Source organism: Corallococcus sp. Z5C101001 (assembly GCF_007352635.1).
In the GTDB taxonomy this organism is placed as follows: domain Bacteria; phylum Myxococcota; class Myxococcia; order Myxococcales; family Myxococcaceae; genus Corallococcus; species Corallococcus silvisoli.
The window spans coordinates 334,612-357,266 of record NZ_VKLU01000011.1 but is presented as its reverse complement, the minus strand read 5'-3'; the positions used below and the strand labels follow the sequence as shown (position 1 = coordinate 357,266).

Genomic DNA, 22,655 nt, shown 5'->3' with positions numbered 1-22,655 from the left:
GGGGCCTGGGCATCGTGGGGAGGGTGGGTTTGCGCCCGGTCCATGGCTCCATTACGCTGCATGGCACTTCCTGCGCTCTCGCAGCCGGTTTCGCCAGCCGGTCCCGATTCGGCGTCCTGTGTGTCCTCGCTTCGCCCGTTGGTGTGGTCCTCGCGCGAGAGTCTCCGCGCGCAGTTGCGGTCCCTCCTGGATGAGACTCCACGAGAGTCCGCCGACTCGCGGTGCCGAATCGTCTGGTTGTTAGGCATTGTCGGGGGCGCCGGGCTGCACCCCCTCCTCAAGTCCCTGCTGCTCGACCCACGAGAAGACCCCCTCGTTCGAGACATGGCGCTGCGAGCCGTTTTGAAGCACGGCATGACGCTCTCCGCGCGGGAACTGCTCCAGCTCCATGAAGAGGCAGTCGAGCCCGACGCTCCCTCCTTCAAGCTGTCGTATCTCCTCTTCTTTGTGCGGCTCGAGGACTTCGGAGCGGACATCGAGGAGGCCCTCGCCCGGATGGACCCCGGTGACCGGGCCCGACTCCTCTCAAGGCTTCGCGGTTGCGACAGGCGCCGGTCCTTGGCGGGCCTCAGCCAACGCCAGCGCGTGGTCGAGGCCCTGCTCGAAAGCAACCAGTTCCGGTTCCCCGTCCCCCAGCATGGAGTCCCTCAACCCCCGGCGCTCATGGAGTGGCTGTTCGCGCGCTGGAACTCATGCGACCGCCAGCTCTTGGAGGCGCAGGGCCCATCGGGTCGCTTGCTCAACGTCAACGTGGCGCTTGCCCTGCGCGAGCGGCCCGAAGCATGGACGCACCTCGTGGAGTGGAGTCGAGAGCTGACGGCCGAGCAACTGGAGGATGTAGAGGTTTGGATGGTGTGGCGACAGTCCCCCGACGCGCTGGCAGGTCTCACCGGCACTTCTCCAAGCTTGCGTCGATGGGCCGTGGAAACGCTCCTGCTTCCCCTGTCGGACCTGCTTGCGCATCTTGGAGAGGACGGGCTGCTGCGCCGGCTCGAACGCGTCGTGCGGATGGAGAGCGTTGCCTGCACCGTGCCCTGCGGTCTCGTGAAGCATCCCCGGGCCTTCCGCTATGCGAGGGAGGTGTTGTGTGAATGGGGTGAGGCCCGGCGGCGGGTGCTGTACCGGCTGCTCTGTGACTTCGATGTGGCGTCGAGCGTCCGCATGGAGCTGCTCGATGCCCTGTGGGTGCGGGACCGCGCCGTCGCCGTCCGCTGGGCGCTCGCGGCGGAGCGATATCCAGACAACTCGCTGCTCGTGGAAAGGATCCTCCGGTATGCCTCGGCCAACCCGTTGCCCGCGGACCGTCCCCTGTTCCTGGCCGTGCTGCGAGGACCCCATGAAGAGCGATGGGAGTTTGCCCTCAAGGGGCTGCTCGCGCTCGGCGAGTCCGGAGCGGGCTGGTGTGACAAGCTCCTGACCCTGACTCACGACAGCAGCCCCAGGGTTCGCCTCCAGGCATTCGCGGGGCTCGTCCAGCAGGGCCGGCGGGAGTGGCTCGATCCACTGCGTCGGCTCGCCCACGAAGAGCCCGACCCCTGGACCCGCGCCGAGGCGTTGGGGTGGCTCGGGACGTTGGACGCGGAAGAGAGCCGGCCGCTGTTCCTGGCGGTCCTCGCCGATGCTCGCGCCCGGGGGGCGGGTGAATTCCCGTCCCTTGTCTTTTTTCCCCACGTCTCGCCCGAAGTCGAGGAGGCCATCCGGGCACTCTCCCGGCGAGGCACGGAGGAGGACCTCTCCGCCCTGTTGAACGCGAGCCTGAGTGGGTGTTGCTCCATGGGCCTGGATCAACAGCTGGAGGGCCACCTGACCCGGTACGAAGGCCCCCCGGCGAAGGATGTCCCCGAGGCCGTGTGACGGACCGAGGCACGACCTGCCGCGCACGGGCGGGGCTATGCTTCCGGGGATGATGGAATCTCGTGCCGCGGCCGCCTTTGAAGCGCTGAAGTCTCTTCTGGACGCGAACGGCAAGAGGCATTGGATCCGCGAAGGCTCGCCGACCGACGACGCGCCGCACCCCCTCTGGGCGCACCTGGTGCCGCCCGCCCTGCGCGCGTTCGTCGCTCGGTGCGGGTATCCGTCGATCCTGGCCCCGGGACTTCAACTGGCCTTCGTCCCCCTGCACCTTCAGCCCACCATCGGGCTCGCGGAGGCCGGTTTCGACTGGCACCTCTACAAGGCGCTCCTCCAGGCGGCGGTCCGTCGCGCCAATGGCGCGTTCTTCGCGGGCTCCGACCTCTCCGACGTGGGCGGCTGGTGCTTGAGGCTCGACGGAGAGGAGCCGCGCGTCTGGGAGATCGAAGAGAGTCTCGCGCTCTCCCAGAAGAAGCCGGCGAGCTTCGATGACTGGTGTATCGCCCGCATCGAGAAGGTCCGCCGCAAGGCCCTGGCGGCGGGAACCGGTGCGAAGAAGCCGAGGAAGCAGAACGCCAGCGACCCCGCCGACGAGCTCTCCCTCTATGCCGGGTCCGCGTCCTACTACCCCACGGCGGTGACGCCGGACGCGAGATGGCCCAATGGAAAGGTGAAGTCGGAGGGAGCCTTCAAGGACGACAAGCCGGAGGGCCCCTTCCGCTTCTTCTTCATGACCGGAGCCCCCCTGGCTTCTGGCCACTTCGAGAACGGCGTGCGGCAGGGGACCTGGCAGTACCACCTCCCCCCGAGTCACACCGAGGATGCCTCGGAGAAGCGGCTCTGGGGCCGGGGGGAGGTCAAGGACGGTCTGGAGGAGGGCCTCTGGACCGGCACCGACGAGTGGAGCCCGGTGGAGCGGGCCCGGGTGTTCCACGCCGGTGTGCTTCAGGAACTCAGCGCCCCACCGACACGGTGATCAGCTGCATGCAGGGACCCGGGGGCAGATACACCGTTCCCTCCACCGTGAAGGTGCCACCCGGTGCCACGGCCCGTTCGAGGACACCCTGGTACGGGATCGTGCGGAAGATGACGGCGTAGGGGTTGCCCGGATCATTCGGGTCCTTGTCATCCTCCGGGCTCCAGAGGCCCGCCGCCGAAGCCGCGCTGCTGTGCCCCATGGCCACGGGCGTGCCTTCGCGCAGCGTGACGCTGCCCACGTTCTGGAGCGTGGCGCGGACATGGCGCGCCTCGTAGCCCGGGATCCGCGAGTCCACGGCCTCCACGGAGCTCGTCACGGTGCGGAAGACGGCACCCCGCGTGTCCGGCTGGAGGACGCGCACCCAGAACCAGGGCGACGGCTCGGGCTCCGCCGGGAGGCGCACCTGCTGGCCGTCCAGGAAGCTGATCGTCAGCAGGTGGTTCGCATCCTCCCGGAAGGCCTGCGCCTCCGCGCGGATGGTGACGGACTGGCCGGGCGCCAGCCTGGGGAGCCGGCCCTGGACAATCGCCTCCGCGCCCAGCAGCGCGCGAGGATCCGCGGGCACGGTGAGCGACGAAGGATCCCGGTGCCCGGAGGGGTCCACGGCCGCGTGGCTCAACGTGTACACCTGCCCGGAGTCGAGGACGGCGTCCGTGAGGTTCACGGCGTCGAAGCGGACCTGGAACGTGCGCCCGACCTGCTGGATGTCCCAGTTGCGGATCCCGACCTTCTCGAGGAGCCCATTCTTGTTCCACCACCACTTCGGGTAGGGGGTTCCGCACCTCGGATAGTCCATATCCTGGGCCTGGGCGGAAAGAGGGATGTGGATGAAGAACAATGCCGCGAGCAAAAGGAGGATTCGGGTTCTCAAAGCCAGTCTCCGTTTCAGGCCCGCCTTGATGATGGGCTGAGCACGCATCCTCCTGAGCAACCCGGATGCCAACCCTGAACCCGGAGGCCCGGCCCACGACGGCGCACCGTGCCTGGCAAGGCTTGCCGGAAACCGCGCGCCGGCACGGCAAACCTTGCACGCGTCCGGCAAGCCTTGCATGGCGGCGTCGCCTCCCGTGCCCGGTGACGCCGCGGCGCTCCGCTCCCAATCGTCGTTGCGCGCGGGCGCGACTGGGGGCACAAGGCGCGCGGCGGTCGCCAGGCGCACTCCCGCGCCGGGCCGCCACTCGCCGGAGGGGAAATGTCCCGCATGTGGAGCATCACCGCGGCCGTGTGGCTCGCGGCCTGTAACCCGCAGGTCTCCGTCCCAGAGGAGCACGCGGCCCCTGCGCCTCGGGACGCCAGCCGTGAGCAGGTGGTGCAGGGCGTGCTCGAGGTCCGGGTCGCGGACGCGCCCTCGCTGGCTGAGTCGCGCGAGGAGTACTTCCTCTTCACCGGGAACCAGCACCGACCGGTGGTCTTCACCGGCGGGGCACCGGAAGGGTTGCGCAGTGGCCTGCGCGTGACGTTGCGCGGAACCGAGGGGGCGCACCGGTTCACGGCCCGGAGCGTGGAAGTGGACCGTCAGGCCGCGGCCTTGCAGTCCACCTTGGGAACGTGCGGGCTCACTGGGGTTCAGCGCAGCCTGGTCATCCTCGCGGACTTCCCGGGCATGCCCCGGCCCGCCGTCACCCCGCAGGGCATCCACGACAGCTTCTTCTCCTCCACGCAGCGCTCGCTGGCGAGCTACTGGAGCGAGGTCTCCGAGGGACGCACCACCACCACGGGCAACGTGGTGGGCTGGTACACGCTGGACCGCGCCTATTCCTGTTCAGAGGTGGATGCCATGCGCGACGCCGCCGTGCGAGCGGCGGACGCGGACGTGGACTTCACGCAGTACGACCGCATCTTCATCGTCCACCCCAATCCCTCGCAGGGCTGCTCCTATGCGGGACAGGCCACCCTGTCCTGCGGACAGGTCGTGACGGCGGATGGCACCGTGACGGCCTCCATGGCGTGGCTCGTCGCTGACTGGATGGGGAACAACGACACCGCCGTGAAGCTGGTGACGCATGAGGCGGGACACAACCTCACGCTGGACCACGCGGGCTCTCGAGACTTCTCCACGGAGCCGCTGGGCATGCCGGGCGCCCTGGGCACCATCGACGAATATGGAGACCTCTTCTCCACGATGGGCTCCTGGAACCTGGGCCACTACGCGGCGCCGCACAAGGCGCGCATCGGCTGGTTGGCTCCGTCCGCCGTGGCCGAGGTGGACGCCACGGGTGGCACCTTCACGCTGGCGCCGATGGTGGCCTCCGGTGGACTCAAGGCGCTCAAGGTGCGCCGGCGCCCTGGCACCAACGACTGGCTGTGGGTGGAGTACCGCCAGCCCGTGGGGCGCTTCGAGTCGACGCTGGCGTCCCAGGTGTTCGGCGGCGCGCTCATCCACCTGGCGGACGCGGAGACGCGCGGCGGCACCCATCTGCTCGACTTCACGCCCCAGACGTCGTCCTGGAGCGACCCGGCCCTGCTGCCGGGCACGACGTGGAATGACCCCTATGGCGACCTCTCCCTCACGGTGAACGCGGCGACGTCCGCGGGGCTGACGGTGAGCGTCCAGCGCCGCGTGACGACCTGCGTGCAGGCCGCGCCCGAGGTGCGGGTGACGGCCCTGGAGCCCACCTTCTCGCCCGGAGCACGACCGGAGTTCGAGCTGTCCATCACCAACCGGGACTCGGCCGGCTGCGGTCCGAGCACCTTCCAGCTCGCCGCCATCGTCCCCACGGGCTGGGGCGCGGACCCGCTGCCCGCGCAGCGCACCCTCGCGGCCGCCAGCTCCGACACCCTGGTCCTCCAGACGTATGTGCCCTACAGCACGCCGCTCGGCTCCTACACGGCGGGCGTCACCGTCACGCGGGGCAGCCAGACCGTGCAGCGGACGGCCACCGTGGAGGTCGTCGAGCGCTGCATCGCGACGCCGCCCACGCTCTCGCTCTCACCGGCGACGGTGACGGCGGCCCCGGGCTCGGACGTCACGTGGTCGGTGACCGTCACCGACAATGACTCCGCCTCATGCAATTGGGTCTGGTACGACTTCTGGTCCACCCTGCCTGACGGCTGGGAGACCTCCTGGTCCGACTGGGGCGTCAACCTGCCTCCGGGCGGCGCCTACTCGTTCACGATGACCAAGACCGTTCCGCTGAATGCGCGGGGCGTTCACACCGTGGAGCTGCTCATCAACCAGGATGACTTCGGCATCGCGGCCAGCGCCACGGCCACGGTGAACGTGGTCGGGACCGCCCCGAACGCACGGTGACCGGGCCGCCGGGGTCTGAAGGCGGGGAGCCGCGGCGCACCCGGCTCCCTGCGTGAAGCACCTCCCGGCCCGCGACTGGCCGTCCACCCCTCCACGGTCGGTGTCAGCCCGTGTAGTGGTGGACGGACAGGACGGGGGCGTTCGACATCGTCATGGTGATCCGCTGCGTGCGGTCGGGGTTCCGGTTGTTCGAGCCGATGAACTCCGCCTTCCCATTCTTCCAGCCCGCGAAGATCACCACGTGGCGGTCATCGACACCCGAGCCCGTCTTCAAGCTGACCACGTCGCCGGGCTTGGCATCCTTCAAGGACACGCGCTTGAAGTTCTTGTCCTTGTCCAGGTTGTTCTGGAGGCCGCGCACCAGGTTGCTGTGCTGGTTGTCCTTGATCTGCCCGGCCTGCTCCAGGCACGCGGAGACGAAGTTGGCGCAGTTGACCTTGTTGCCGACGTTGTCGTCCATGTCGGCGCCCACTCCCTTCTTCTCCAGCTTCAGCGACCCGGCGTTCTTGTTCAGGTGCTTCTTCGCGATGTCCAAGGGATTGCCCTTGGCGCCCTTCGCGCCACCGGAGGACGCGGCGTCCGCGCCGGAGGTGGTGTTCTTGGCGTCGGACTTCGCTGACGACTGGGAGCCCATGGCCCGCGAGGGCTTGTCATCGAACCCGTCCGTCTTGCCAGGGATGTTCAGGGACTTGCCCGCCTGGATGACGTTCGCGTCCTTGAGCTTCGGGTTGGCCTTCATCAGCGCGCTGACGCTGGTGTGGTGCGTCTTGGCGATCTGGGACAGCGTGTCACCTGACTTGATGCGGTAGTCCATGGGCGCCTCCTGGGTGGGGCGAGGGAGTGGAAAGCGGGCTGCCATGGAGAAGGAGGGACCGAGCCGGCCCCCGTCCCAGAAAAATCAGCCGAGCGCCCGCGCGGGCGCGTCCATGAGGCCCTGTCTCTCCGACCCATCAGGAGTGCCGCGGAGCCCTATTTCTGGGGCTGGGGCCGCTTGAAGAGGTCCCCCAGGCCCTTGCGTGCCTGGTTCACCGGGTTGCCGCCCCCCACCTTGGGCAGCAGCCCCTGGGCGATGTTCAGCGGGCTGCCCGGCCTCACCTCCGGTGAGCCAATCGTGCCCGTGATGGTCAGCGGAATGGCGACGGGAGCCTTGATGGGAATCGCGCCGTGGGTGATTCCGGAGACGAAGGCCTCCGAAGCGTTGAGGGTGCCCTTGAGGTCCAGCCGCTCATCCAGACCCACCCGGCCATCCACGGTCCCGCTGCCAATGTCAGACTCGAAGGCCATGGGCTTCGTGAACGCGACCCAGCCACCCTGGACCCGGAACTGCGCGTTCAGGTCCTTCAGTTGCGTGCCCTGCGCTGTCTTCGCGACCGTGCCCGCCGTGTTCTTGTGCCCCAAGCTCGTCAGTCCCTGCGTCAGGACTGGCGTGACCTTGTCTCCCAGGCTCGCTGTCGTGAGCGCCCCGTCGCGGAGCTGCACGTTCCCCTCGCCGGTGATGGTGTTGCGCGTCTGGTCCCAATCCACGCCAGTACCGGTGAGCTGAAGCTGGCCGCTGGCCTTGCCCTTCAGGGACGGGTGCCCTGACAGCGCCTGGAAGGCCTGGGCTGTGTCCATCCCGGTGAGCGCCATCTTCAGCGACCACTCCGGCTGCTTCTTCGTGAGGTCCACCCGGGTCCCGCTGAGGTCCGCGTGCCCGCTGTAGACGGTCGCGCTCCCGTGTTGGAGGAGCAGCACGCCATCATCCAGCTTCGCCTGCGCATCCACGTTCGTCGCCTCGAGCGTGCCGTGGTGGACCTTCGCGAACTTGATGGTGCCGCCCACGTCCACCTTCGCGAGCCCCGTGCGCACCGAGGCAGGCAGCGCGGTGGAGGAGGTCGCTTCCTGGGTCTGCGTCTGGGGCTGTGAGGGGGGCAGTGCGCCCAGCAGGTGTCCCAGGTCGAGCTCCTGCCCCTGGAACGCGAAGCGCACGTGCATCGGCGCCATCGACACCGAAGTGCTCCCCGCGAGGTCGATGCCCGGCCCCTTGAGCGAGATCCGCGTGAAGTCGACCTTCGCCGCCTTCACATGGGCCGGGTCGACGCGGGAGGCGAAGGTGAACGCGCCGCTGGCCGGCTCACCGCGAAGCTTCAGCGCCTTCGCGGCCCCCTGGCCGACGAGCGTGTACATGCCCTGTTCGGTCTTCACGTCCGCGTTGACGTCCACCTGGCCTCCGGTGAAGTAGTTGGCTGCCTTTGGAGGCAGGAAGTCCCGGAACGCATTCACGGAGAGGTCCTTGCCACGCAGGCGCATCGTCACCTGGGGCCACGGCTGTCCGGGCTGAATCTTCCCCGCGGGGAGGGGGTCGACCTTGAAGTCCACCGCCACGTTCTGCTTTGGCGCGGCGAGCGCCGTCTTCAAGGAGCCCTTGAGCGCTCGGCCCGGCCCCAGGCCCTTCAACGTCACGTCGATGTCCCGCAGCGCCACGATGGCATTGCCACCGGTCGCCTGCTGGTCCATCACATTCACGATGCCATCGCGGATCTCAAGGTCCTCGATGAGCGTCTCCCGGCCAGAAGCGGAGGCTCCCGGCGAGGGAGCCGGCGAAGGCTTGGGCGGCCCCCCGAGCGACTCGTAGTTCCACGTCCCGTCCTTGTGCCGCACGAGGTTCAGCTTCGTCTGGTCCAGCTTCAGCGCGCCGACGCGCACGTCCTTGCCCAGGCTCCGGATCAGCGGCCAGAGCTGAACGGTCGCCGTCGCGTGGGAGGCTTCCAGGAAGGGCGGTTCATTGGCCGCCCCCTCGACCCGCAGGTTCGTGACCGTGGCGCCAGGCTTCGGAAACCAATGGGTTTCGAGCTTGCCGACGCTCACCTGGCGGCCGAGCGACCGGGTGGCGATGCTTTCCAGCTCTCCACGCAGGCGCTCGGCGATCCACGTGGACTTCAGTGCCAGCGCACCGACGACCAACACCAGTACGGCGGCGATGGCGCCGAGCGCCCACTTCAATGCATGGCGATGGGGGCGGGCTGTCTTCTCCATGGCCCATAAAGTTGGGCGTTCCCAGCCGCCGTGGTGCCTCCGGGAAGCCAGACTCCCAGCAGGCCGCGCGTGCGAACACCTGCGGTCCCTCCGCCCGCATGCCTTGCCCCCATTCCTGGGATGTATGTCCGGGGCGCACTGTCGTTGCGGCAACGACAGAAGACAGGGTGCTGGCATTCATGGCAACTTTTCTGGCTATTCTTGGATGATTTGAGATGGCGGGGGGCCCGCTTTTCCATTCCAGAGGAGATTCCATGAAGGTGAGCGAGCGTCCACTCAGTGCCATTCCTTCCAATACCCAGACGCCGGCGGCGGCCCCGTCTGCGCAGGCCATGGAGCTGCAGTTCCTCCAAGGGTTGCAGGAGTTGACCAGCGCGCAGGCGGTGGCGGCCCCCACCGCGGCGGCGCCGACGGACGTGGCCCGGACGCAGTACGTCACGACGCCGCAGGCCAAGGCGGCTCCCACCGGGCCGCTGCTGCCAGACAGCCGGCCCAGGCCGGACGTGCTCACCAACAAGGTCGACGAGGCCTACCGTCAGATCGGGCGCGTTCCGTCCTCGAACGAGCGCAAGGAGATGATCGCGCTCGCGAATGACCTTGCGGGTAAGGGCAAGAGCGCCACGGAGATCAAGTACGCGGTCATCGAGAAGCTGAAGGCCATCCAGTCAGGCTCCACGGTGAAGCCGAGCACCGCCGAGCTGCGCTCCATGGCGAGCGAGACGTTCAAGAGCCTCTTCGGCCGGGCTCCAGGGGAGGGTGAGCTGAGCCGCTGGACCGCCGAAGCCCAGAAGCTGGCGGACCAGGGGATGGACGCCACCTCCATCAAATACAACCTCCCCTCCATGATGCGGGAGGTGCGCGACGGCCTGGACAAGACAGACCCCGCCGCGCTGCGCGGCCTCGCGAAGGAGACCTTCAAGTCCGTCTTCGGCCGCGAGCCCAGCGCCGGCGAGCTGTCCCGCTGGGAGGGAGAGGCCAAGAAGCTGGTGGACGAGAACAAGCTGAACGCGACCGGCGTGAAGAGCACGCTGCCCTCCATGATGCGGGAGGTGCGCGACGGCCTGGACAAGACAGACGCCGCCACGCTGCGCACCCTGGCGAAGGACGCCTTCAAGACCACCTTCGGCCGCGAGCCCAGCGCCGGCGAGCTGTCCCGCTGGGAGGGAGAGGCCAAGAAGCTGGTGGACGAGAACAAGCTGAACGCGACCGGCGTGAAGAGCACGCTGCCCTCCATGATGCGGGAGGTGCGCGACGGCCTGGACAAGACAGACGCCGCCACGCTGCGCACCCTGGCGAAGGACGCCTTCAAGACCACCTTCGGCCGCGAGCCCAGCGCCGGCGAGCTGTCCCGCTGGGAGGGAGAGGCCAAGAAGCTGGTGGACGAGAACAAGCTGAACGCGACCGGCGTGAAGAACACGCTGCCCGGGATGATGCGGGAGGTGCGCGACGGCCTGGACAAGACGGACGCCGCCACGCTGCGCACCCTGGCGAAGGACGCCTTCAAGGCCACCTATGGCCGCGAGCCCAGCGCCGGCGAGCTGTCCCGCTGGGAGGGGGAGGCCAAGAAGCTGGTGGACGAGAACAAGCTGAACGCGTCCGGCGTGAAGAACACGCTGCCCTCCATGATGCGCGAGGCCCGCGACGGCCTGGACAAGACGGACCGCGCCACGCTGATGCGCGTGTTGGACGAGGCCCTCCACGAGGTGCTGGGCAGCAGCTACCGCCCTCCTAGCTCCTCGGAGGTCTCCGCCTGGATGAAGATGGCGGACGACATGGTGAAGGACAAGGCCAGCGCCACCGCCATCAAGTACGCCTTCCTCACCAGCCTGCGCGTCGCCCTGGACAACCAGGGCTGGTAGTCCGGCCTGGGTGGCGCCGGCCTCACCCCGGGAGGCGGCGCGCCCGGTTTTCCGCCCTGGTGGAATTCACCATGTAGGCACAACTTCTGATCGCCCCGGAGGGATAACCCTCAGTGAGATATCCGGCGCCTCGCAGGCGCCCAACACCGAGGGGAAGATCATGGCTGGTATCACCTCCACCGGCAGCAGCACCCGCGTCCTGCAGAGCGCCACCAATGCTCCCGGCTTGAGCGAGGCGGAGCTTGCGAAGAACCTCAAGCTCATCGAGTCGACGGCCAACGAGGCGTTGAAGCTCATCGAGGCGCAGCTGAAGCAGGCCTCGGCGCAGCCTGCGTCGACGACGAAGACCCCGGACGGCAGCGCGTTCGTGACCAGCCAGCAGGCGCCCGCGGACACTCAGCAGGGGGCCACCACGAACGGGGCCTTCCCCTCCGAGGCGCCGAAGTGGGAAGCGCAGATGCGCCCCGCCGACAAGCTCAAGGTCGACAACAACGGCGTCATCACCACGCCGGGCGGCTACAAGATTGAACAGCTGGGCACCCAGGAGTGGAAGATCTCCGGCCCGGACGGCAAGAGCACCCGCATCTGGGGCGACCCGCACGTCGACGAGAGCGACGGCGGCAAGTTCGACTTCAAGCGCGACACGACCTTCGTGCTGGGTGACGGCACGCAGATCCACGTGGGCACCGTGCCGTACGGCAACGGGATGACGGTGACGGGCAAGCTGGACATCACCTGCGGCGACGACCACATCCAGGTCACCGACATCGACAAGGGCAAGGGCAAGGTCGGCACCATCCAGAAGGATGGCTGGGAGGTCTCCGCGGACTTCACCACCAAGCACTTCGAAGACCGCCTGAACATGGGTGACTCCACGGCCTCCTGGTCCTACGGGGGCCGCGAGGTGACCGGCAACGACGGCACCGTCGACAAGTTCAAGACCGGCGACTTCATGACGCTGAGCGAGAAGGCCATCTCCAGCTCGGACGGGAAGACCAGCTCGGCCACGTTCAACAAGGCGACCTTCGACACCACCCGCGACAACGCGCTGACCAAGGCCACGGAGTCCGTGACCCGCACGTTCAACGCGCTGGGCAACACGCAGTCGCTGGGCTTCAACCCGTTCACGGGCAAGGACGACCTGGGCAAGTACGACAAGGACGAGCACGCGAAGGCCATCACCAAGGCCTTCGACAGCGTGAAGACCATGTTCAGCGCGCTCGACGACGTCGGCCGCCTGAATGATATGGTCAAGCGCAACCTGTTCGTCTGACCGCAACCCCCTGGAAGGGGGCCCTCCGGGGCCCCCGGATGAGGTGTCCGTGAGCCGCAAGCCCGTGTCTCCCAAGGCCGCGCCGAAAGATGCGCCGAAGGATGCTCCGTCCCTGGAGGAAGGGCTCATCCGGGGCGAGGTCACGCTCGGGCAGTTCCTCGGGCTGTCGAACGACCGGCTCTACAAGTACGCCGCCACCGGCCACCAGATGTTGCTGGCGGGCCGCGTGAAGGTCGCGCTGCAGATCTTCGAGGGCCTGGTGGCCGCCGCGCCGCACGACACCGTGTTTCGCGCGCAGCTGGGCGCCGCGTACATGACGGTCGACCGGGTGGATGACGCGTTCGAGGCGTATGACCAGGCCCTGCGCTTCAACAGCACCAACGTGGACGCGCTGGTGGGCCGTGGGGAGATCCTCCTGCGCCGCGGCAAGGTGCCGGAGGGGCTGAAGGACCTGGGCCGGGCCATCGAGTACGACCCCGCCCTGCGCCGCCGCTCCACCCAGCGGGCTCGTGGAACGCTGCTCGCGCTCAAGAAGCAGGCGGAGCAGGCGAAGGCCGGCTCCGCGGCGAAGCGGTAGACCGCCGCGGCGCCGCGCGCCAGGGGGCCCGCTCCGTCACCCGGTGAGTTCGCCGGTCCGGATCTTCTGGAACAGCTCCCCATAGCGCTGCTCCCGGAAGGCCTGGATCAGCTCGGGGTGGCGGCCCTGCCGCAGCTCACGCAGGTAGCGGTACTTGGCCGCGTGATAGCCCGCCACCACCCATGCGAGCTTCAAGGCCGCGAACCCTCCGCGCCAGAGCGCGCCGTGCAGGAGCCCATCGCGCAGCACGTGCACGGGGCGTTGAATCAGCGCGGGCTTGAGTCGCCGGCCCTCGGCGAAGGCCATGACGGCCCACAGCATCGCGTAGCGCTCCTCCTTGGCGGAGCGCCAGGAGACGGAGGTCGCGAACTGGTGCTCGATGGGGGCCTGGATGCGCAGCGCGCGCATGCGAGGCAGGGCCTCGTGGACGATCATCTCGGGGCGCCAGACCGCGACATCCCGGCGGATGAGGCGCGCGCGCCACTCGGTCCGGTAGAGGAAGCGGCGGCCCTCCACCTCCGCCCAGTCATGCCGGGGCAGGCGGTAGACGGGGTCCCGAGGCTCCGTTGCCTTCCAGTCCCGGATGGCCTGGATGGACTCGGGCTCCAGGTGCTCGTCCGAGTCGAGAAAGAAGACGTAGTCGGACGGGCCCAGCGCGGAGATCGCGGCGGCCCTCGCGGCGCCGTAGCCCGCCCAGGGGAACGACACCGAGCGGGCTCCCATCCGCGTCGCGATTTCGGTGGAGCCGTCCGTGGACATCGAGTCCAGCGCGACGACCTCGTCGCAGACAGACAGCAGCCCCTCCAGGCACCGTGGAAGGGTGTCCCGGTTGTTGCCGTGAATCACGAAGCCGGAGAGCCTCACCTGCTCCCTCCCTCTTCCCATCCTGTCGCGGCGTGCGCGCTCCCAGGAGGGATGGACGGCGCACGCCCCGGGAGGGCGAGGCGGGGGGACGCGGGAGGGAGGCCCTTCATGGCCGGCGGATGCTAGCCCACCCCGGTCCCCCGGAGCATCTTCGTCACCTCCCCCCCGCGGGCTCCGGGTCAGGGCACGCTCGTGGGCTCCAGGCTGATCCAGCTCACGTAGGCGTGGTGGTCGGACGCGAGGGTGTCCACGAAGAAGGCCCGGCTCACGGGGAGGGGCGACGAAAAGACATAGTCGATTCGACTCCGCGAGGCATTGCCCGCCGCGAACCAGGAGTCCTGGAGGGCATCGCGAATCGGCTGAAGTTCCCAGGTGCTCTCTTCGGCATTGAGGTCCGCCATCAGGAACTTGGGCTGGCCGCCAAAGTTGCCGATGAAGTCCTCCAGCTCCAGCGCCTGGAAGTAGCGGACGAGCTTGTCGTTCTCAGTCGAGCCGTGCTGGAGGTGGGACGAGAAGAGGGTCAGCGGCGTCCCGCCGATGGTGACCACCGCCGCCTGGACGCTGCGCCGCTCGAACCCATCCGGATGGTACAGGAACCCGATGGAGTTCGAGGTGATGGGGAACCGGCTGAGCAACGCATTGCCATACTGCCGGTGGCTTCCCAGGCCACACTGGAAGAGATTGGCGCCCTCGTCGAGGCTGGGGCTGTAGAGCACACTCATCCCCGTCTGCTGCCTCAGCAGTTCGGGCTGGTCCTGGCAGTCACTGCGCCCTGACCAGTGGCGATCCACGTCCTGGAAGCCCGCGAAGTGGGCGCCGGATGCCAGCAGGGTGTTGGAGATTCGCTGCAGGTTCAGCACGGAGTCCGTGCCCACGCCGTGATGGATGTTCCAGCTCATGAACTTGAGGAGCCGCAGGTATTCCGCCTTGGCGGGCCACGTGGACACAACCCGTCCATCCGCTGCGTACATCGTGGCGGCCATCTCATAGCGGACCGCGGTGCGGCGGTATGCCGCGGTGGTGGGACACACCGCGGCGGACGTATTGAAGGTCCGGGAGAGCGTCAGTCCGGCGGTGGTCCCGCTCGCGACCACGTCCTGGAAGAAGGGCGTGCGGAAGGTGGACTCCGTTCCTCCCAGTTCGCACACGACGTCAACGTTTCCTGACAGCCGCAGCATGTTCACGGCCGGGCCCGCGTTCGCTGTCGCGATGACCGTGAAGGTTCGTGCATGGACGAAGGAGCGTGTGCTCGTGGGGCCCGTGGTGGATGAGTAGAGCTCGTTCCCCGTTCCCAGTCCCTCCGAGCGCAGCACGGGCGTCAGGGCCGGCGGTGGGTGGCAGAGCGTGGGCGTGCACTCGCTCCAGATCCCACCGTCGCAGACCTTCTCTCCCGGGCAATCATCACCGATGACAGTGCAGGACGCCTTGACCCCATCGTTGCAGGCCGCCCACCCTGTCTCCGCCGTCAGGAGAACCGCCAGGGCCGCCGAAGGAATCAGCAAGGCCTGGAGCAGGGATCGACGACGACAAGGCTCAAACCCTTCATGCGCTACGACCGACTTCATTTGTCCTCCTGGCGAGTGGTGGGCCAGGGGCTCGCGCTGAATCCAACGCCCACGCGACACCCCGGCGTCCTCCGACAGGTGTTACGGACGCAACTCATGGGGCTGGTCGTGCGGAAGGCATCCAGAATGCGGAGCGCACCGGGCGTGAGGTGTCGCCCGCTCTTGGAGGGGACTCCGCCTGGAATCACGCTCGTCATTGCCCAGGAAGCCGGGTCGATGCGTATTCCGTTCGGTGCATCACGGCCCGCCCCCACCGGAGGCGGGCCCTTCGTGTCTAATCCTTGGCCACGTACAGCTCGGCGTGCTGGGCGATGCCGCCGGGGGAGAGGGACCAGCCCGGGTGCTCAGGCATGAGATAGAGGGTGCGCCTGCCCTCTGGCGTTCGCGCGGCTCCGACGAGCAGGAACCGGCGTGTCCGCTTCGCTCCCGCGACGGTCAGCACGTCGTGCTTCACGCTCCAGGTGCCCTGGTCGTCCTCGGAGCCGAACCTCATCGCGCCCACCTGGCCCGACGCGCCCGCGTATTTGTATTGGAACGCGTGGTTCGCGCCGAAGCTGTATTCGGCGCTGTAGGAGACCGCCGTCATGGTGGCGCTACCGGTATAGGCATTGACCCACTGGGTGGAGGTGCTGCTGCCGTAGAGGAAGTCTCCCACCACCTCCGCGTCATCCACCAGCGGCAGGCCGACAGGGCTCCCGCGCACGCCCTTCAGCGCCTCCTCCACCCTGGGGTAGGACGCGTTCCAGGAGAAGGAGGCCGACAGGGACTCGGCGATCCCACCGGGCGTCATGAAGCTCTGGATGAAGACCAGCGGCTCCAGGCGGTCGTCCGCCTCCACCAGATAGAGGCTCACGCGGAAGGAGCGGTTGTTTGTCTTGGAGCGCACCTCCGCCGCGGTGAAGTAGGCGCGCGCCCCGTTGGTCACGAAGCGCCGCATCGCCAGCGGGTTGGGCTTCACGTCGTTCCAGTCCGCGCCAATGCGCTCCCGCCACAGCCGTGCGAGCTTGCCTTCGCCGTCGTCGAGTCCGGGCACGCTCGGAAGCCGGAGCGCCTCCACCCCGAGCGTGTCGCCGCGGTCGACCCATTCGAGGATGAACCGCCCGTCCTCCAGCTTCTTCCATCCCGGTGGGGCGTCGAACGCGAAGCCGCCGGGCTCGCCCCGGGTTCCGGCACGCGCCCGGTTCATGGGGCTGGTGGCCACGGCCCCCGGAGTGGCATCGCCGCCCAGGAGGCCGAGCACCATGAGCCCCAACGTGCCGGTACAGCACAGGGCGCAGGCGCCTCCGACGGCGAGGAGGATCCAGACGAGAGGGCTCTTGGGTCGGGGCATGGTGGAGGAACCTGGGAGGAGGGGACTCAGCCGCCGGAAATCCCGGTGAAAACGCCGGTCACCCGCTTCTACGCCCGCCGGGCCGGATCTTCGCGCGCCCGGCCCTCAACGCCCCGCGCGCCGGAGGCGGGCGGGCGTCAGCCCGGTGAGCCGGCGGAAGACGGTGGTGAAGTGGCTCTGCGAGCTGAAGCCGACCTCGAGCGCGATGTCTCCCAGGGACCGGGTCGACTGGCCCAACAGCTCGCGCGCCCGCTCCACCCGCCGCTGCTGCACGTAGGCGTGTGGCGTCATCCCCGTGGACTGCCGGAAGGCCCGGGTGAAGTAGAAGACGCTCAGGCCCGAGCGCTGAGCCAGCTCCCCCACGCGGATCCGCCGTGCGAGGTGCGCTTCAACGAAGAGCTTCACGCGGTGGAGCGCCGCGGCGGAGAGCCCGCCTCGCCTGCGCGCCGCTCGCGAGCCCCCAGGCGCCTGGAGCAGCTTCGCGAGGCGTGCGGCGTGAAGGTCCTGGACCGCTCGCGCCGCGGTCAGGAAGCTGGCGATGACCTTCAGGTCCGCCTCTGGGAGGGGTGCCATCAGCTGGAGTCCATCCGCTTGGAGGGGGCCCCAGAGGGTTTCAATCCATTCACGGGCATGTCCGGTGAGCGCGAGCCGCCCGCGGCTGCCGGTGCCTTCCCGCTGGACGTACCCAGCGAGCTCCAGCCGCGCCACGTCGGCGCCCCGAGCGACCGCGCTCAGCGGCACGGGGCCTCCGAAGTGAAGCTGCGCCAGGCACGCCAGCTCCGCGTGCCCGAGCGCGAGCACCTCGCCGACGGCCGCATCGAACTCGGCGGAGGCTTCCTGGAAGCGGACGACGTCGGCGCCAATCTGTTGAAGGAGGGCGTGGCGGGAATTCATGGAGGAACACCGCAGGAACTTGAAAGACAGCACAAGGGCACGAAAGACGCTCACGCCCCCGGGACGCATCCTGTGGCCATGATGAACCTGAAGCTGTCGGTGGCGGAAGTCCTCCTGTGGCTCTTCGTGGTCAACCTGGGCATCGCGTTTGGCGCGGGTCTCTATGAGCACCGCATCGTGCTCCCCCGGTGGCTGGACACCCCTGGCGCGCGCTGGTCCTCGGAGGCGGCGCGCGCGGACGACGTGGGGCGGCGCTTCTGGGGTTTCGTCAGCACGGGACCCCTGACGCTGCTCACCCTGGCGAGCCTCTTCTTCGCCGCGCACGCCACGGGCCCGCTGCGCTCATGGTGGCTGGCGGCGGCCCTGGTCGCGCTCGTGGATCGGCTGCTCACCTTCTCGTACTTCATCCCTACGATGGTGCGGCTGATGCAGGCGTCCGACTCGGCGAGCGCGGTGGAGACCGCGATGCGGTGGGCCCGGGCGAACCACCTGCGCCACGCGCTGGTCGCGGGGGCCTGGTTCGCGGCGCTCCAGGCGCTGTCGTGGGTTCGGGTGCCCCGGTGAGGCAGGTTGAATTGCCTGTCGCCTTGATGGTGATGTCAGTCGTTTGGGGGAGCGCGATAATATGAGTTGAACTCAGCATGTTCCGCAGCGAGACGGATGTCCGGTCCGTCAATGCTGGGATGATGGAAGCAAGGATGCAATGGCTGATCTCGATGAGCAGGGGCGTCCCGTGGCGCGGGAGGGCGAGCCCGCGGAGGGCATGCTCCTCTTCGATCAGCCCGTATGGGACAGGGTCACGAGGGCGGCTGTGTCGGCGGACGGGACGCGAGTGCTGGCGACCTGGCGGAATGTGACCGGTGTCGGGCACGGCGGACGAGTGATGTCGGGGACGCTCACGGACCTGGACGGGCAGGTGATGGTCGCACCACGGGTCCTGATGCAGGCGCTCGACAACGGAACCATTCTCATCACCCAGGCCGTGATGGGGCTGCGTGATGGGGGCTTCCTGGTGCTGGTCCTCGAGCGAGTGGACAGCCCGCAGCAGGGGGTGTTGCGGCTCCAGCGCTTCGATGCCGATCTGAATCCAGTCGGCGAGCCGCGGACCTTCTCGTCGGACGCCTATCCAGACGCTGAGCTCGTGGAGTTGGGTGCGGGAGCAGGAGGCCCTCTGGAGTCCCCTGTCATGGTGCTCCGCAGCCAACAGGGCGGCACCCAAGCCATCAGGGTCCTGGGGAACCTCTTCGGTGAAGTGACCACACAGACCCTGGCTGTGACCACTCCGGGCGAGGTGCCCTGGTTCGGTGTCGCGACGACGTCCCGCAGGCTCCAGGTGGGGTGGCTCTCCGAGTTCAGGGCTCCTGAAGGAGGCGACTCCATGTTCGACTGGTGGGGCCGGTTCTGGGGGCTGGGGCATGGTGGCAGCCCGATGGATTGGACACCCGGGCCCGCGCCGCTGTCGCTGCACCGCTATTCGCAGTGGGTACGGCTGGAGGAGCTGCCGGAGAACTGGATGGGCGCGCTCGTGATGACGTCCACCCAGAGCCCGCAGTCATTCACGCTCCAGGCGGTCCGCTACTGCGCGCCCTGAGCGCGCTGGTGATACGCGCTCCCGGGCGCCAGGCTCACGGCGTCCCGGCGAGCGTGTACTGGAAGGCGTAGGAGTGCTGGCCTCCCGGAGCGATGTCGATGGTCATCGTCCCGGCGAGCCCCACCAGCTCACCGGTGGCGGAGTCCGGTACCACGGTGATGACCAGCTGGGGTGCCCCGCGCGTCATCGTCCCGGAGTGCTGGAGCGCGAAGGTGCCGCTCCGTCCGTCCAGGGTCCCGCTGACGCGCTCCATCGCGACATATCCCGCGGAACCCTCCACCGGGGACCGCACCGCCAGCATCTGCCCCTGGCTCGTGGCCTCCAGCCCTCCGTGATAGCGCTTGTCCAGCGTCATCCGGCCCAGGGCCGCCTCCACCGTTCCTTCCTCCGGCGCCATCGGGGTCAGCTTGACGTCGAAAGGGCCACTCGCACGCTTCGTCATGGGTGTCTCGCTCCGGGGTTCATGGGGCACCGTGGCTTGGGCCCCCGCACAGCCGTGCAAGACCACGGCGCACAGCCCCCACGCCAGCCTCTTCCTTGCGGCCTTCGCCATCCGCTTGCTCCCTCATCGAGGAGCCCGACAGGTACGTCAGGACCCCTCCCTCGGGATTGCAAAAAGGCGTCACCTGGGGCGGCTTAGGACTCGCTTAAGACCTTTCCCCTAGCGTCAGGGACGTTCACAGGGGGTGCACACAGATGCGCGACGACGAACGGAATCACCACCACGGACTCCAGGAGGACCTGCGCATCCTGGCGACGCGCACGGACCGGCGGGAGCTGCTGCGCTGGATGGCGTTCAGCAGCCTCATCCCCCTCATCGGCTGCGGTGGCTCGGAGACCGGCGGCGGTGATGCCTCGGGATGCTCGAGGATCCCCGAGGAGACGGCCGGCCCCTATCCCGGCGACGGCTCCAACGGGGCCAACGCCCTGGTGCTGTCGGGCATCGTCCGCGGCGACATCCGCTCCAGCATCGCGGGCGCGACCGGCGTGGCGCAGGGCGTCCCGCTCACCGTCACCCTCACCCTGGTCGCCAGCAACGACAGCTGCACCCCGCTGCGGGGTTACGCCATCTACCTGTGGCACTGCGACCGCGCGGGCCTGTACTCGATGTATTCGTCCGGCGTCACCCAGGAGAACTACCTGCGCGGCGTGCAGCAGACGGACGAAGAGGGCAAGGTGTCCTTCACCAGCATCTTCCCTGCCTGCTACAGCGGCCGCTGGCCGCACATCCACTTCGAGATCTATCCCTCCCTGGATTCGGTCAACTCCTCCCGGAACAAGGTCGCCACGTCCCAGCTGGCCCTGCCGGAGGACGTCTGCAATCAGGTGTTCGCCACCTCGGGCTACTCGCAGAGCGTCCGAAACCTCAGCCAGATCTCCCTCTCCAGCGACAACGTCTTCAGCGACGGCGTGTCCAGGCAGCTGGCGACCGTGACGGGGAACACCACGGATGGCTACTCCGCCAGCCTCGTGGTGCCCATCCAGGTCTGACGCACCCTCGCTCGGGCTACTTCGCCGGAGCTGGGGCGAAGTCGAATGGCTTGTCCTGGGCGATGAGCATCACGCACTCGGCGTCCGCCGCGCACTGGTTGCGGTGCACGACCTTTCCAGGCTGGTCCCAGGTGCTGCCGGCCTCGACGGGGCCGGCCCCGGTGGCACCTTCGCTGGTGTTCGTCATCCGGCCCTTCACCAGCACGCCGTGGTAGCCGGCGGAGTGGGTGTGCGGCCCCGAGTCGAACCCAGCGGGGAACTTCATCAGGAGGGCGTATGGGCCCTTCTTCATGTCGCCCCACAGGACGTGCACGGAGGGGCCGCCGGGCATCAGCTCCGTCCAGGCGAGCTTGTCATAGGCGGTCTGCTGGAACGTGGCCGCCTCGCGGCCCTTGGCGGCGGCGAAGGTGAACGCGGAGACGACTGCGACGGCGGCGACGAGCTTGGGAAGGGGCTTCACGGGCGCGAACTCCTCGGTGGAAGGAAACGCCGGGGAGGATGGCGACGGAGGAGGGTCTGCGAAAATGCCCGTTTCCGCAGGGTGCTTCTGCGAGAATACAGACCATGCCCGAGTGGAGCGACCTGCGGCACTTCCTGGCCATCGCGAGGGGCGGGAACCTCTCCGCGGCGGCGCGTCTGCTGAAGGTGGACCAGACCACCGTGGGGCGGCGGCTGGCCGTGCTGGAGCAGGAGCTGGGGGCGCGGCTCTTCGACCGCACGCCCACGGGCTTCCGGCCCACGGCGGTGGCGCTGCGCATCCTGCCGGCCGCGGAGGCGGTGGAGGCGGAGGCGCTGCGCGTGGAGCGGCTGGCCAGCGGGGAGGACCTGCGCCCCTCCGGCCCCGTGACCGTCACGGCCACGGACTCCTTCCTGGTGCACAACGTGATGCCGTGGCTGGCGGCCTTCCAGGAGCAGCATCCCGAAATCGAGTTGCACCTGCTCTCCGGCTACGAGTCCCTGTCGCTCGTGCGGCGCGACGCGGATGTCGCGATCCGGCTGGTGCGGCCGCGGGAAGCCTCCCTGCGAGCCCGGAAGGTGGCTGCCATTGGCGTCGTGCCCTTCGCGTCCCGGGCGTACCTGGAGCGCCGGGGGCCGGTGCGCTTGGACGCGGGGCTCCAGGGGCATGCCGTCATCGGCTATGCGCAGGACTCGAGGCGCTGGCCGGAGTCGAAGTGGCTGGACATGCACGCGGCGAAGGCCACCGTCCCGGTGCGGCTCACCTCCATCCTGGGGCTGCTCCAGGCTGCTCGCGAAGGGCTGGGGGTGGCGCTGCTGCCGGCGTACTTCGGCCACCTGCACCCCGAGCTGGTTCCTCTCCGGGATGCGCTGCCAGAGCTGGAGCGGACCGTATGGCTGGTGTTTCACGAGGACCTGGCCCACAACGCGCGGGTGCGCGCGGTGGTGGACTTCCTGGCGCGGACCATCGCCGCCCAGGCGGAGCTGCTCGCGAAGCCCCCGCCTTCCCCCCGGCGCAAGCGCGCGCGGTGACGGCTCCCCCATTCGGCAGGGGGAGCCATCACATCCAACGTCCTACCGGCGGCCGTCAGGGTGTCGCCAGCGTGAGCTCGATGTCCTTCACATCGTCTTCATCGGCCAGCGCATTCAGATGGGCCTTCCATCCAATCTGGATGGGACCTTCGGAGGGCGGCCCCTGCCGGTCGAACTCGAGCCGGTAGGTGGCCTCGAACCGCTCGATCTCCTTGTCCTCCAAGCCCAACTCGGGGCGCAGGCCCACGAGGTACGTCTTGTTCGGCTCCGTCAATGCGAGGATGTCTTCGGCCGCGACGTGCCCGTCGCGCTCATCCACCAGCCTGACGCGGTACCAGGGCTGGACCGCCGGGACGTCTGTCTCCTGTGGCCGCCAGGACTGCTCCATGTCGAAGTTGAGGTTGATGTAGGAGAGCTTCGCGCGCTTGCCCGCCCGGGGGGCGGCCACCACGTGCAGCCGCGCTTCGGCGTGAGACTCGGCTGGGGTCAGGGTGAGGGATTCGGTCTCGGAGTCCTTCTCCGCCGAGCTATTCATGCTCAAGCAGGCGGGGGTCAGCAGCAGGAGGGCAGCTGGCAGCAGGTGCCGGACACAGGAGGGGATGGGGATTCGCATGGGGTTTTCAGCTCC

The 22,655-nt window shown here is 68.5% G+C and carries 20 protein-coding genes; 10 read left to right on the top strand and 10 right to left on the bottom strand.

All coding sequences use genetic code 11. The features are described 5' to 3' along the window. Window positions 1-174: 174 nt before the first annotated feature. Window positions 175-1,854 carry a HEAT repeat domain-containing protein gene (locus FOF48_RS25535; RefSeq protein WP_186002064.1) on the top strand — a complete coding sequence of 560 codons (1,680 nt, stop codon included), beginning with the start codon at window positions 175-177 and terminating at the stop codon, window positions 1,852-1,854. 49 nt (window positions 1,855-1,903) lie between these two features. Then, entirely contained in the window at window positions 1,904-2,827 is a 924-nt protein-coding gene (locus FOF48_RS25530; protein WP_143905515.1) for a toxin-antitoxin system YwqK family antitoxin, read from the top strand. Here the strand turns inward: FOF48_RS25530 and FOF48_RS25525 are convergent. Next, window positions 2,805-3,626, bottom strand: coding sequence for a hypothetical protein (locus FOF48_RS25525; protein ID WP_143905513.1), 822 nt, complete (start codon window positions 3,624-3,626; stop codon window positions 2,805-2,807). The genes FOF48_RS25530 and FOF48_RS25525 overlap by 23 nt on opposite strands. Window positions 3,627-4,022: 396 nt before the next feature. On the opposite strand from FOF48_RS25525, the gene FOF48_RS25520 reads away from it, so the two are divergent. Further along, window positions 4,023-6,080 (top strand): hypothetical protein, encoded by a 2,058-nt coding sequence (locus FOF48_RS25520; protein WP_143905511.1) that lies wholly within the window; start codon window positions 4,023-4,025, stop codon window positions 6,078-6,080. Window positions 6,081-6,183: 103 nt separating this feature from the next. Here the strand turns inward: FOF48_RS25520 and FOF48_RS25515 are convergent, their stop codons facing one another. Together FOF48_RS25515 and FOF48_RS25510 are read right to left on the bottom strand one after the other, a co-directional pair. Continuing rightward, window positions 6,184-6,894, bottom strand: a complete 711-nt coding sequence (locus FOF48_RS25515; RefSeq protein WP_143905509.1) for a LysM peptidoglycan-binding domain-containing protein — start codon at window positions 6,892-6,894, stop codon at window positions 6,184-6,186. Between the two features lie 155 nt (window positions 6,895-7,049). After that, the gene (locus FOF48_RS25510) at window positions 7,050-9,095 is read right to left on the bottom strand and encodes an AsmA-like C-terminal region-containing protein (RefSeq protein WP_143905508.1); all 2,046 of its coding nucleotides are present in this window, start codon (window positions 9,093-9,095) and stop codon (window positions 7,050-7,052) included. Window positions 9,096-9,427: 332 nt separating this feature from the next. Here FOF48_RS25510 and FOF48_RS25505 point away from each other — a divergent pair, with 332 nt between their 5' ends. From FOF48_RS25505 to FOF48_RS25495, 3 genes are all read left to right on the top strand, one after another. Further along, a complete protein-coding gene (locus FOF48_RS25505) occupies window positions 9,428-10,954 on the top strand; it encodes a hypothetical protein (protein WP_143905505.1) in 1,527 nt (508 codons plus the stop codon). A gap of 160 nt (window positions 10,955-11,114) precedes the next feature. Further along, complete coding sequence (locus FOF48_RS25500; protein ID WP_235685849.1) at window positions 11,115-12,227, top strand: DUF1521 domain-containing protein; 1,113 nt, start codon at window positions 11,115-11,117, stop codon at window positions 12,225-12,227. A 49-nt stretch (window positions 12,228-12,276) separates the two neighbouring features. Next, entirely contained in the window at window positions 12,277-12,804 is a 528-nt protein-coding gene (locus tag FOF48_RS25495) for a BTAD domain-containing putative transcriptional regulator (protein WP_255442649.1), read from the top strand. Between the two features lie 36 nt (window positions 12,805-12,840). Here the strand turns inward: FOF48_RS25495 and FOF48_RS25490 are convergent, their stop codons facing one another. The 4 genes from FOF48_RS25490 to FOF48_RS25475 all read right to left on the bottom strand — a co-directional run bounded on the left by FOF48_RS25490 (window position 12,841) and on the right by FOF48_RS25475 (window position 17,457). Further along, on the bottom strand, window positions 12,841-13,668 hold the full coding sequence (locus FOF48_RS25490) for a glycosyltransferase family 2 protein (protein ID WP_143905503.1): 828 nt from the start codon (window positions 13,666-13,668) through the stop codon (window positions 12,841-12,843). A gap of 179 nt (window positions 13,669-13,847) precedes the next feature. Further along, window positions 13,848-14,816, bottom strand: a complete 969-nt coding sequence (locus FOF48_RS25485; protein WP_161666081.1) for an endonuclease/exonuclease/phosphatase family protein — start codon at window positions 14,814-14,816, stop codon at window positions 13,848-13,850. Between the two features lie 691 nt (window positions 14,817-15,507). Further along, window positions 15,508-16,563, bottom strand: a complete 1,056-nt coding sequence (locus tag FOF48_RS25480; RefSeq protein ID WP_143905499.1) for a hypothetical protein — start codon at window positions 16,561-16,563, stop codon at window positions 15,508-15,510. A 105-nt stretch (window positions 16,564-16,668) separates the two neighbouring features. Further along, window positions 16,669-17,457 (bottom strand): AraC family transcriptional regulator, encoded by a 789-nt coding sequence (locus tag FOF48_RS25475; RefSeq protein WP_143905497.1) that lies wholly within the window; start codon window positions 17,455-17,457, stop codon window positions 16,669-16,671. Between the two features lie 78 nt (window positions 17,458-17,535). On the opposite strand from FOF48_RS25475, the gene FOF48_RS25470 reads away from it, so the two are divergent. Then, complete coding sequence (locus tag FOF48_RS25470; RefSeq protein WP_143905495.1) at window positions 17,536-18,021, top strand: DUF1772 domain-containing protein; 486 nt, start codon at window positions 17,536-17,538, stop codon at window positions 18,019-18,021. 319 nt (window positions 18,022-18,340) lie between these two features. Continuing rightward, window positions 18,341-19,048: a hypothetical protein gene (locus FOF48_RS25465; RefSeq protein WP_143905493.1), complete on the top strand. Its 708-nt coding sequence runs from the start codon at window positions 18,341-18,343 to the stop codon at window positions 19,046-19,048. 34 nt (window positions 19,049-19,082) lie between these two features. On the opposite strand, the gene FOF48_RS25460 is transcribed toward FOF48_RS25465, so the two are convergent. Next, on the bottom strand, window positions 19,083-19,490 hold the full coding sequence (locus tag FOF48_RS25460) for a DUF3224 domain-containing protein (protein WP_143905491.1): 408 nt from the start codon (window positions 19,488-19,490) through the stop codon (window positions 19,083-19,085). Between the two features lie 254 nt (window positions 19,491-19,744). On the opposite strand from FOF48_RS25460, the gene FOF48_RS25455 reads away from it, so the two are divergent. Then, window positions 19,745-20,539, top strand: coding sequence for an intradiol ring-cleavage dioxygenase (locus FOF48_RS25455; RefSeq protein WP_143905489.1), 795 nt, complete (start codon window positions 19,745-19,747; stop codon window positions 20,537-20,539). Between the two features lie 16 nt (window positions 20,540-20,555). On the opposite strand, the gene FOF48_RS25450 is transcribed toward FOF48_RS25455, so the two are convergent. Next, entirely contained in the window at window positions 20,556-20,999 is a 444-nt protein-coding gene (locus tag FOF48_RS25450; protein WP_143905487.1) for a DUF4437 domain-containing protein, read from the bottom strand. Window positions 21,000-21,103: 104 nt separating this feature from the next. Between FOF48_RS25450 and FOF48_RS25445 the strand changes: the two genes are divergently transcribed. Then, window positions 21,104-22,027, top strand: a complete 924-nt coding sequence (locus tag FOF48_RS25445) for a LysR family transcriptional regulator (protein WP_186002063.1) — start codon at window positions 21,104-21,106, stop codon at window positions 22,025-22,027. Window positions 22,028-22,082: 55 nt separating this feature from the next. On the opposite strand, the gene FOF48_RS25440 is transcribed toward FOF48_RS25445, so the two are convergent. Next, window positions 22,083-22,640 carry a hypothetical protein gene (locus FOF48_RS25440; RefSeq protein ID WP_143905483.1) on the bottom strand — a complete coding sequence of 186 codons (558 nt, stop codon included), beginning with the start codon at window positions 22,638-22,640 and terminating at the stop codon, window positions 22,083-22,085. Between the last annotated feature and the right edge of the window lie 15 nt (window positions 22,641-22,655).

Coding starts and splice junctions, on each gene's coding strand:
- FOF48_RS25475 (WP_143905497.1), bottom strand. CDS start 17,457: ATGAATTCCCGCCACGCCCTCCTTCAACAGATTGGCGCCGACGTCGTC.
- FOF48_RS25520 (WP_143905511.1), top strand. CDS start 4,023: ATGTCCCGCATGTGGAGCATCACCGCGGCCGTGTGGCTCGCGGCCTGT.
- FOF48_RS25465 (WP_143905493.1), top strand. CDS start 18,341: ATGTCGGGGACGCTCACGGACCTGGACGGGCAGGTGATGGTCGCACCA.
- FOF48_RS25455 (WP_143905489.1), top strand. CDS start 19,745: ATGCGCGACGACGAACGGAATCACCACCACGGACTCCAGGAGGACCTG.
- FOF48_RS25470 (WP_143905495.1), top strand. CDS start 17,536: ATGATGAACCTGAAGCTGTCGGTGGCGGAAGTCCTCCTGTGGCTCTTC.
- FOF48_RS25525 (WP_143905513.1), bottom strand. CDS start 3,626: ATGGACTATCCGAGGTGCGGAACCCCCTACCCGAAGTGGTGGTGGAAC.
- FOF48_RS25505 (WP_143905505.1), top strand. CDS start 9,428: ATGGAGCTGCAGTTCCTCCAAGGGTTGCAGGAGTTGACCAGCGCGCAG.
- FOF48_RS25530 (WP_143905515.1), top strand. CDS start 1,904: ATGATGGAATCTCGTGCCGCGGCCGCCTTTGAAGCGCTGAAGTCTCTT.
- FOF48_RS25510 (WP_143905508.1), bottom strand. CDS start 9,095: ATGGAGAAGACAGCCCGCCCCCATCGCCATGCATTGAAGTGGGCGCTC.
- FOF48_RS25515 (WP_143905509.1), bottom strand. CDS start 6,894: ATGGACTACCGCATCAAGTCAGGTGACACGCTGTCCCAGATCGCCAAG.
- FOF48_RS25500 (WP_235685849.1), top strand. CDS start 11,115: ATGGCTGGTATCACCTCCACCGGCAGCAGCACCCGCGTCCTGCAGAGC.
- FOF48_RS25440 (WP_143905483.1), bottom strand. CDS start 22,640: ATGCGAATCCCCATCCCCTCCTGTGTCCGGCACCTGCTGCCAGCTGCC.
- FOF48_RS25480 (WP_143905499.1), bottom strand. CDS start 16,563: ATGCCCCGACCCAAGAGCCCTCTCGTCTGGATCCTCCTCGCCGTCGGA.
- FOF48_RS25445 (WP_186002063.1), top strand. CDS start 21,104: ATGCCCGAGTGGAGCGACCTGCGGCACTTCCTGGCCATCGCGAGGGGC.
- FOF48_RS25460 (WP_143905491.1), bottom strand. CDS start 19,490: ATGACGAAGCGTGCGAGTGGCCCTTTCGACGTCAAGCTGACCCCGATG.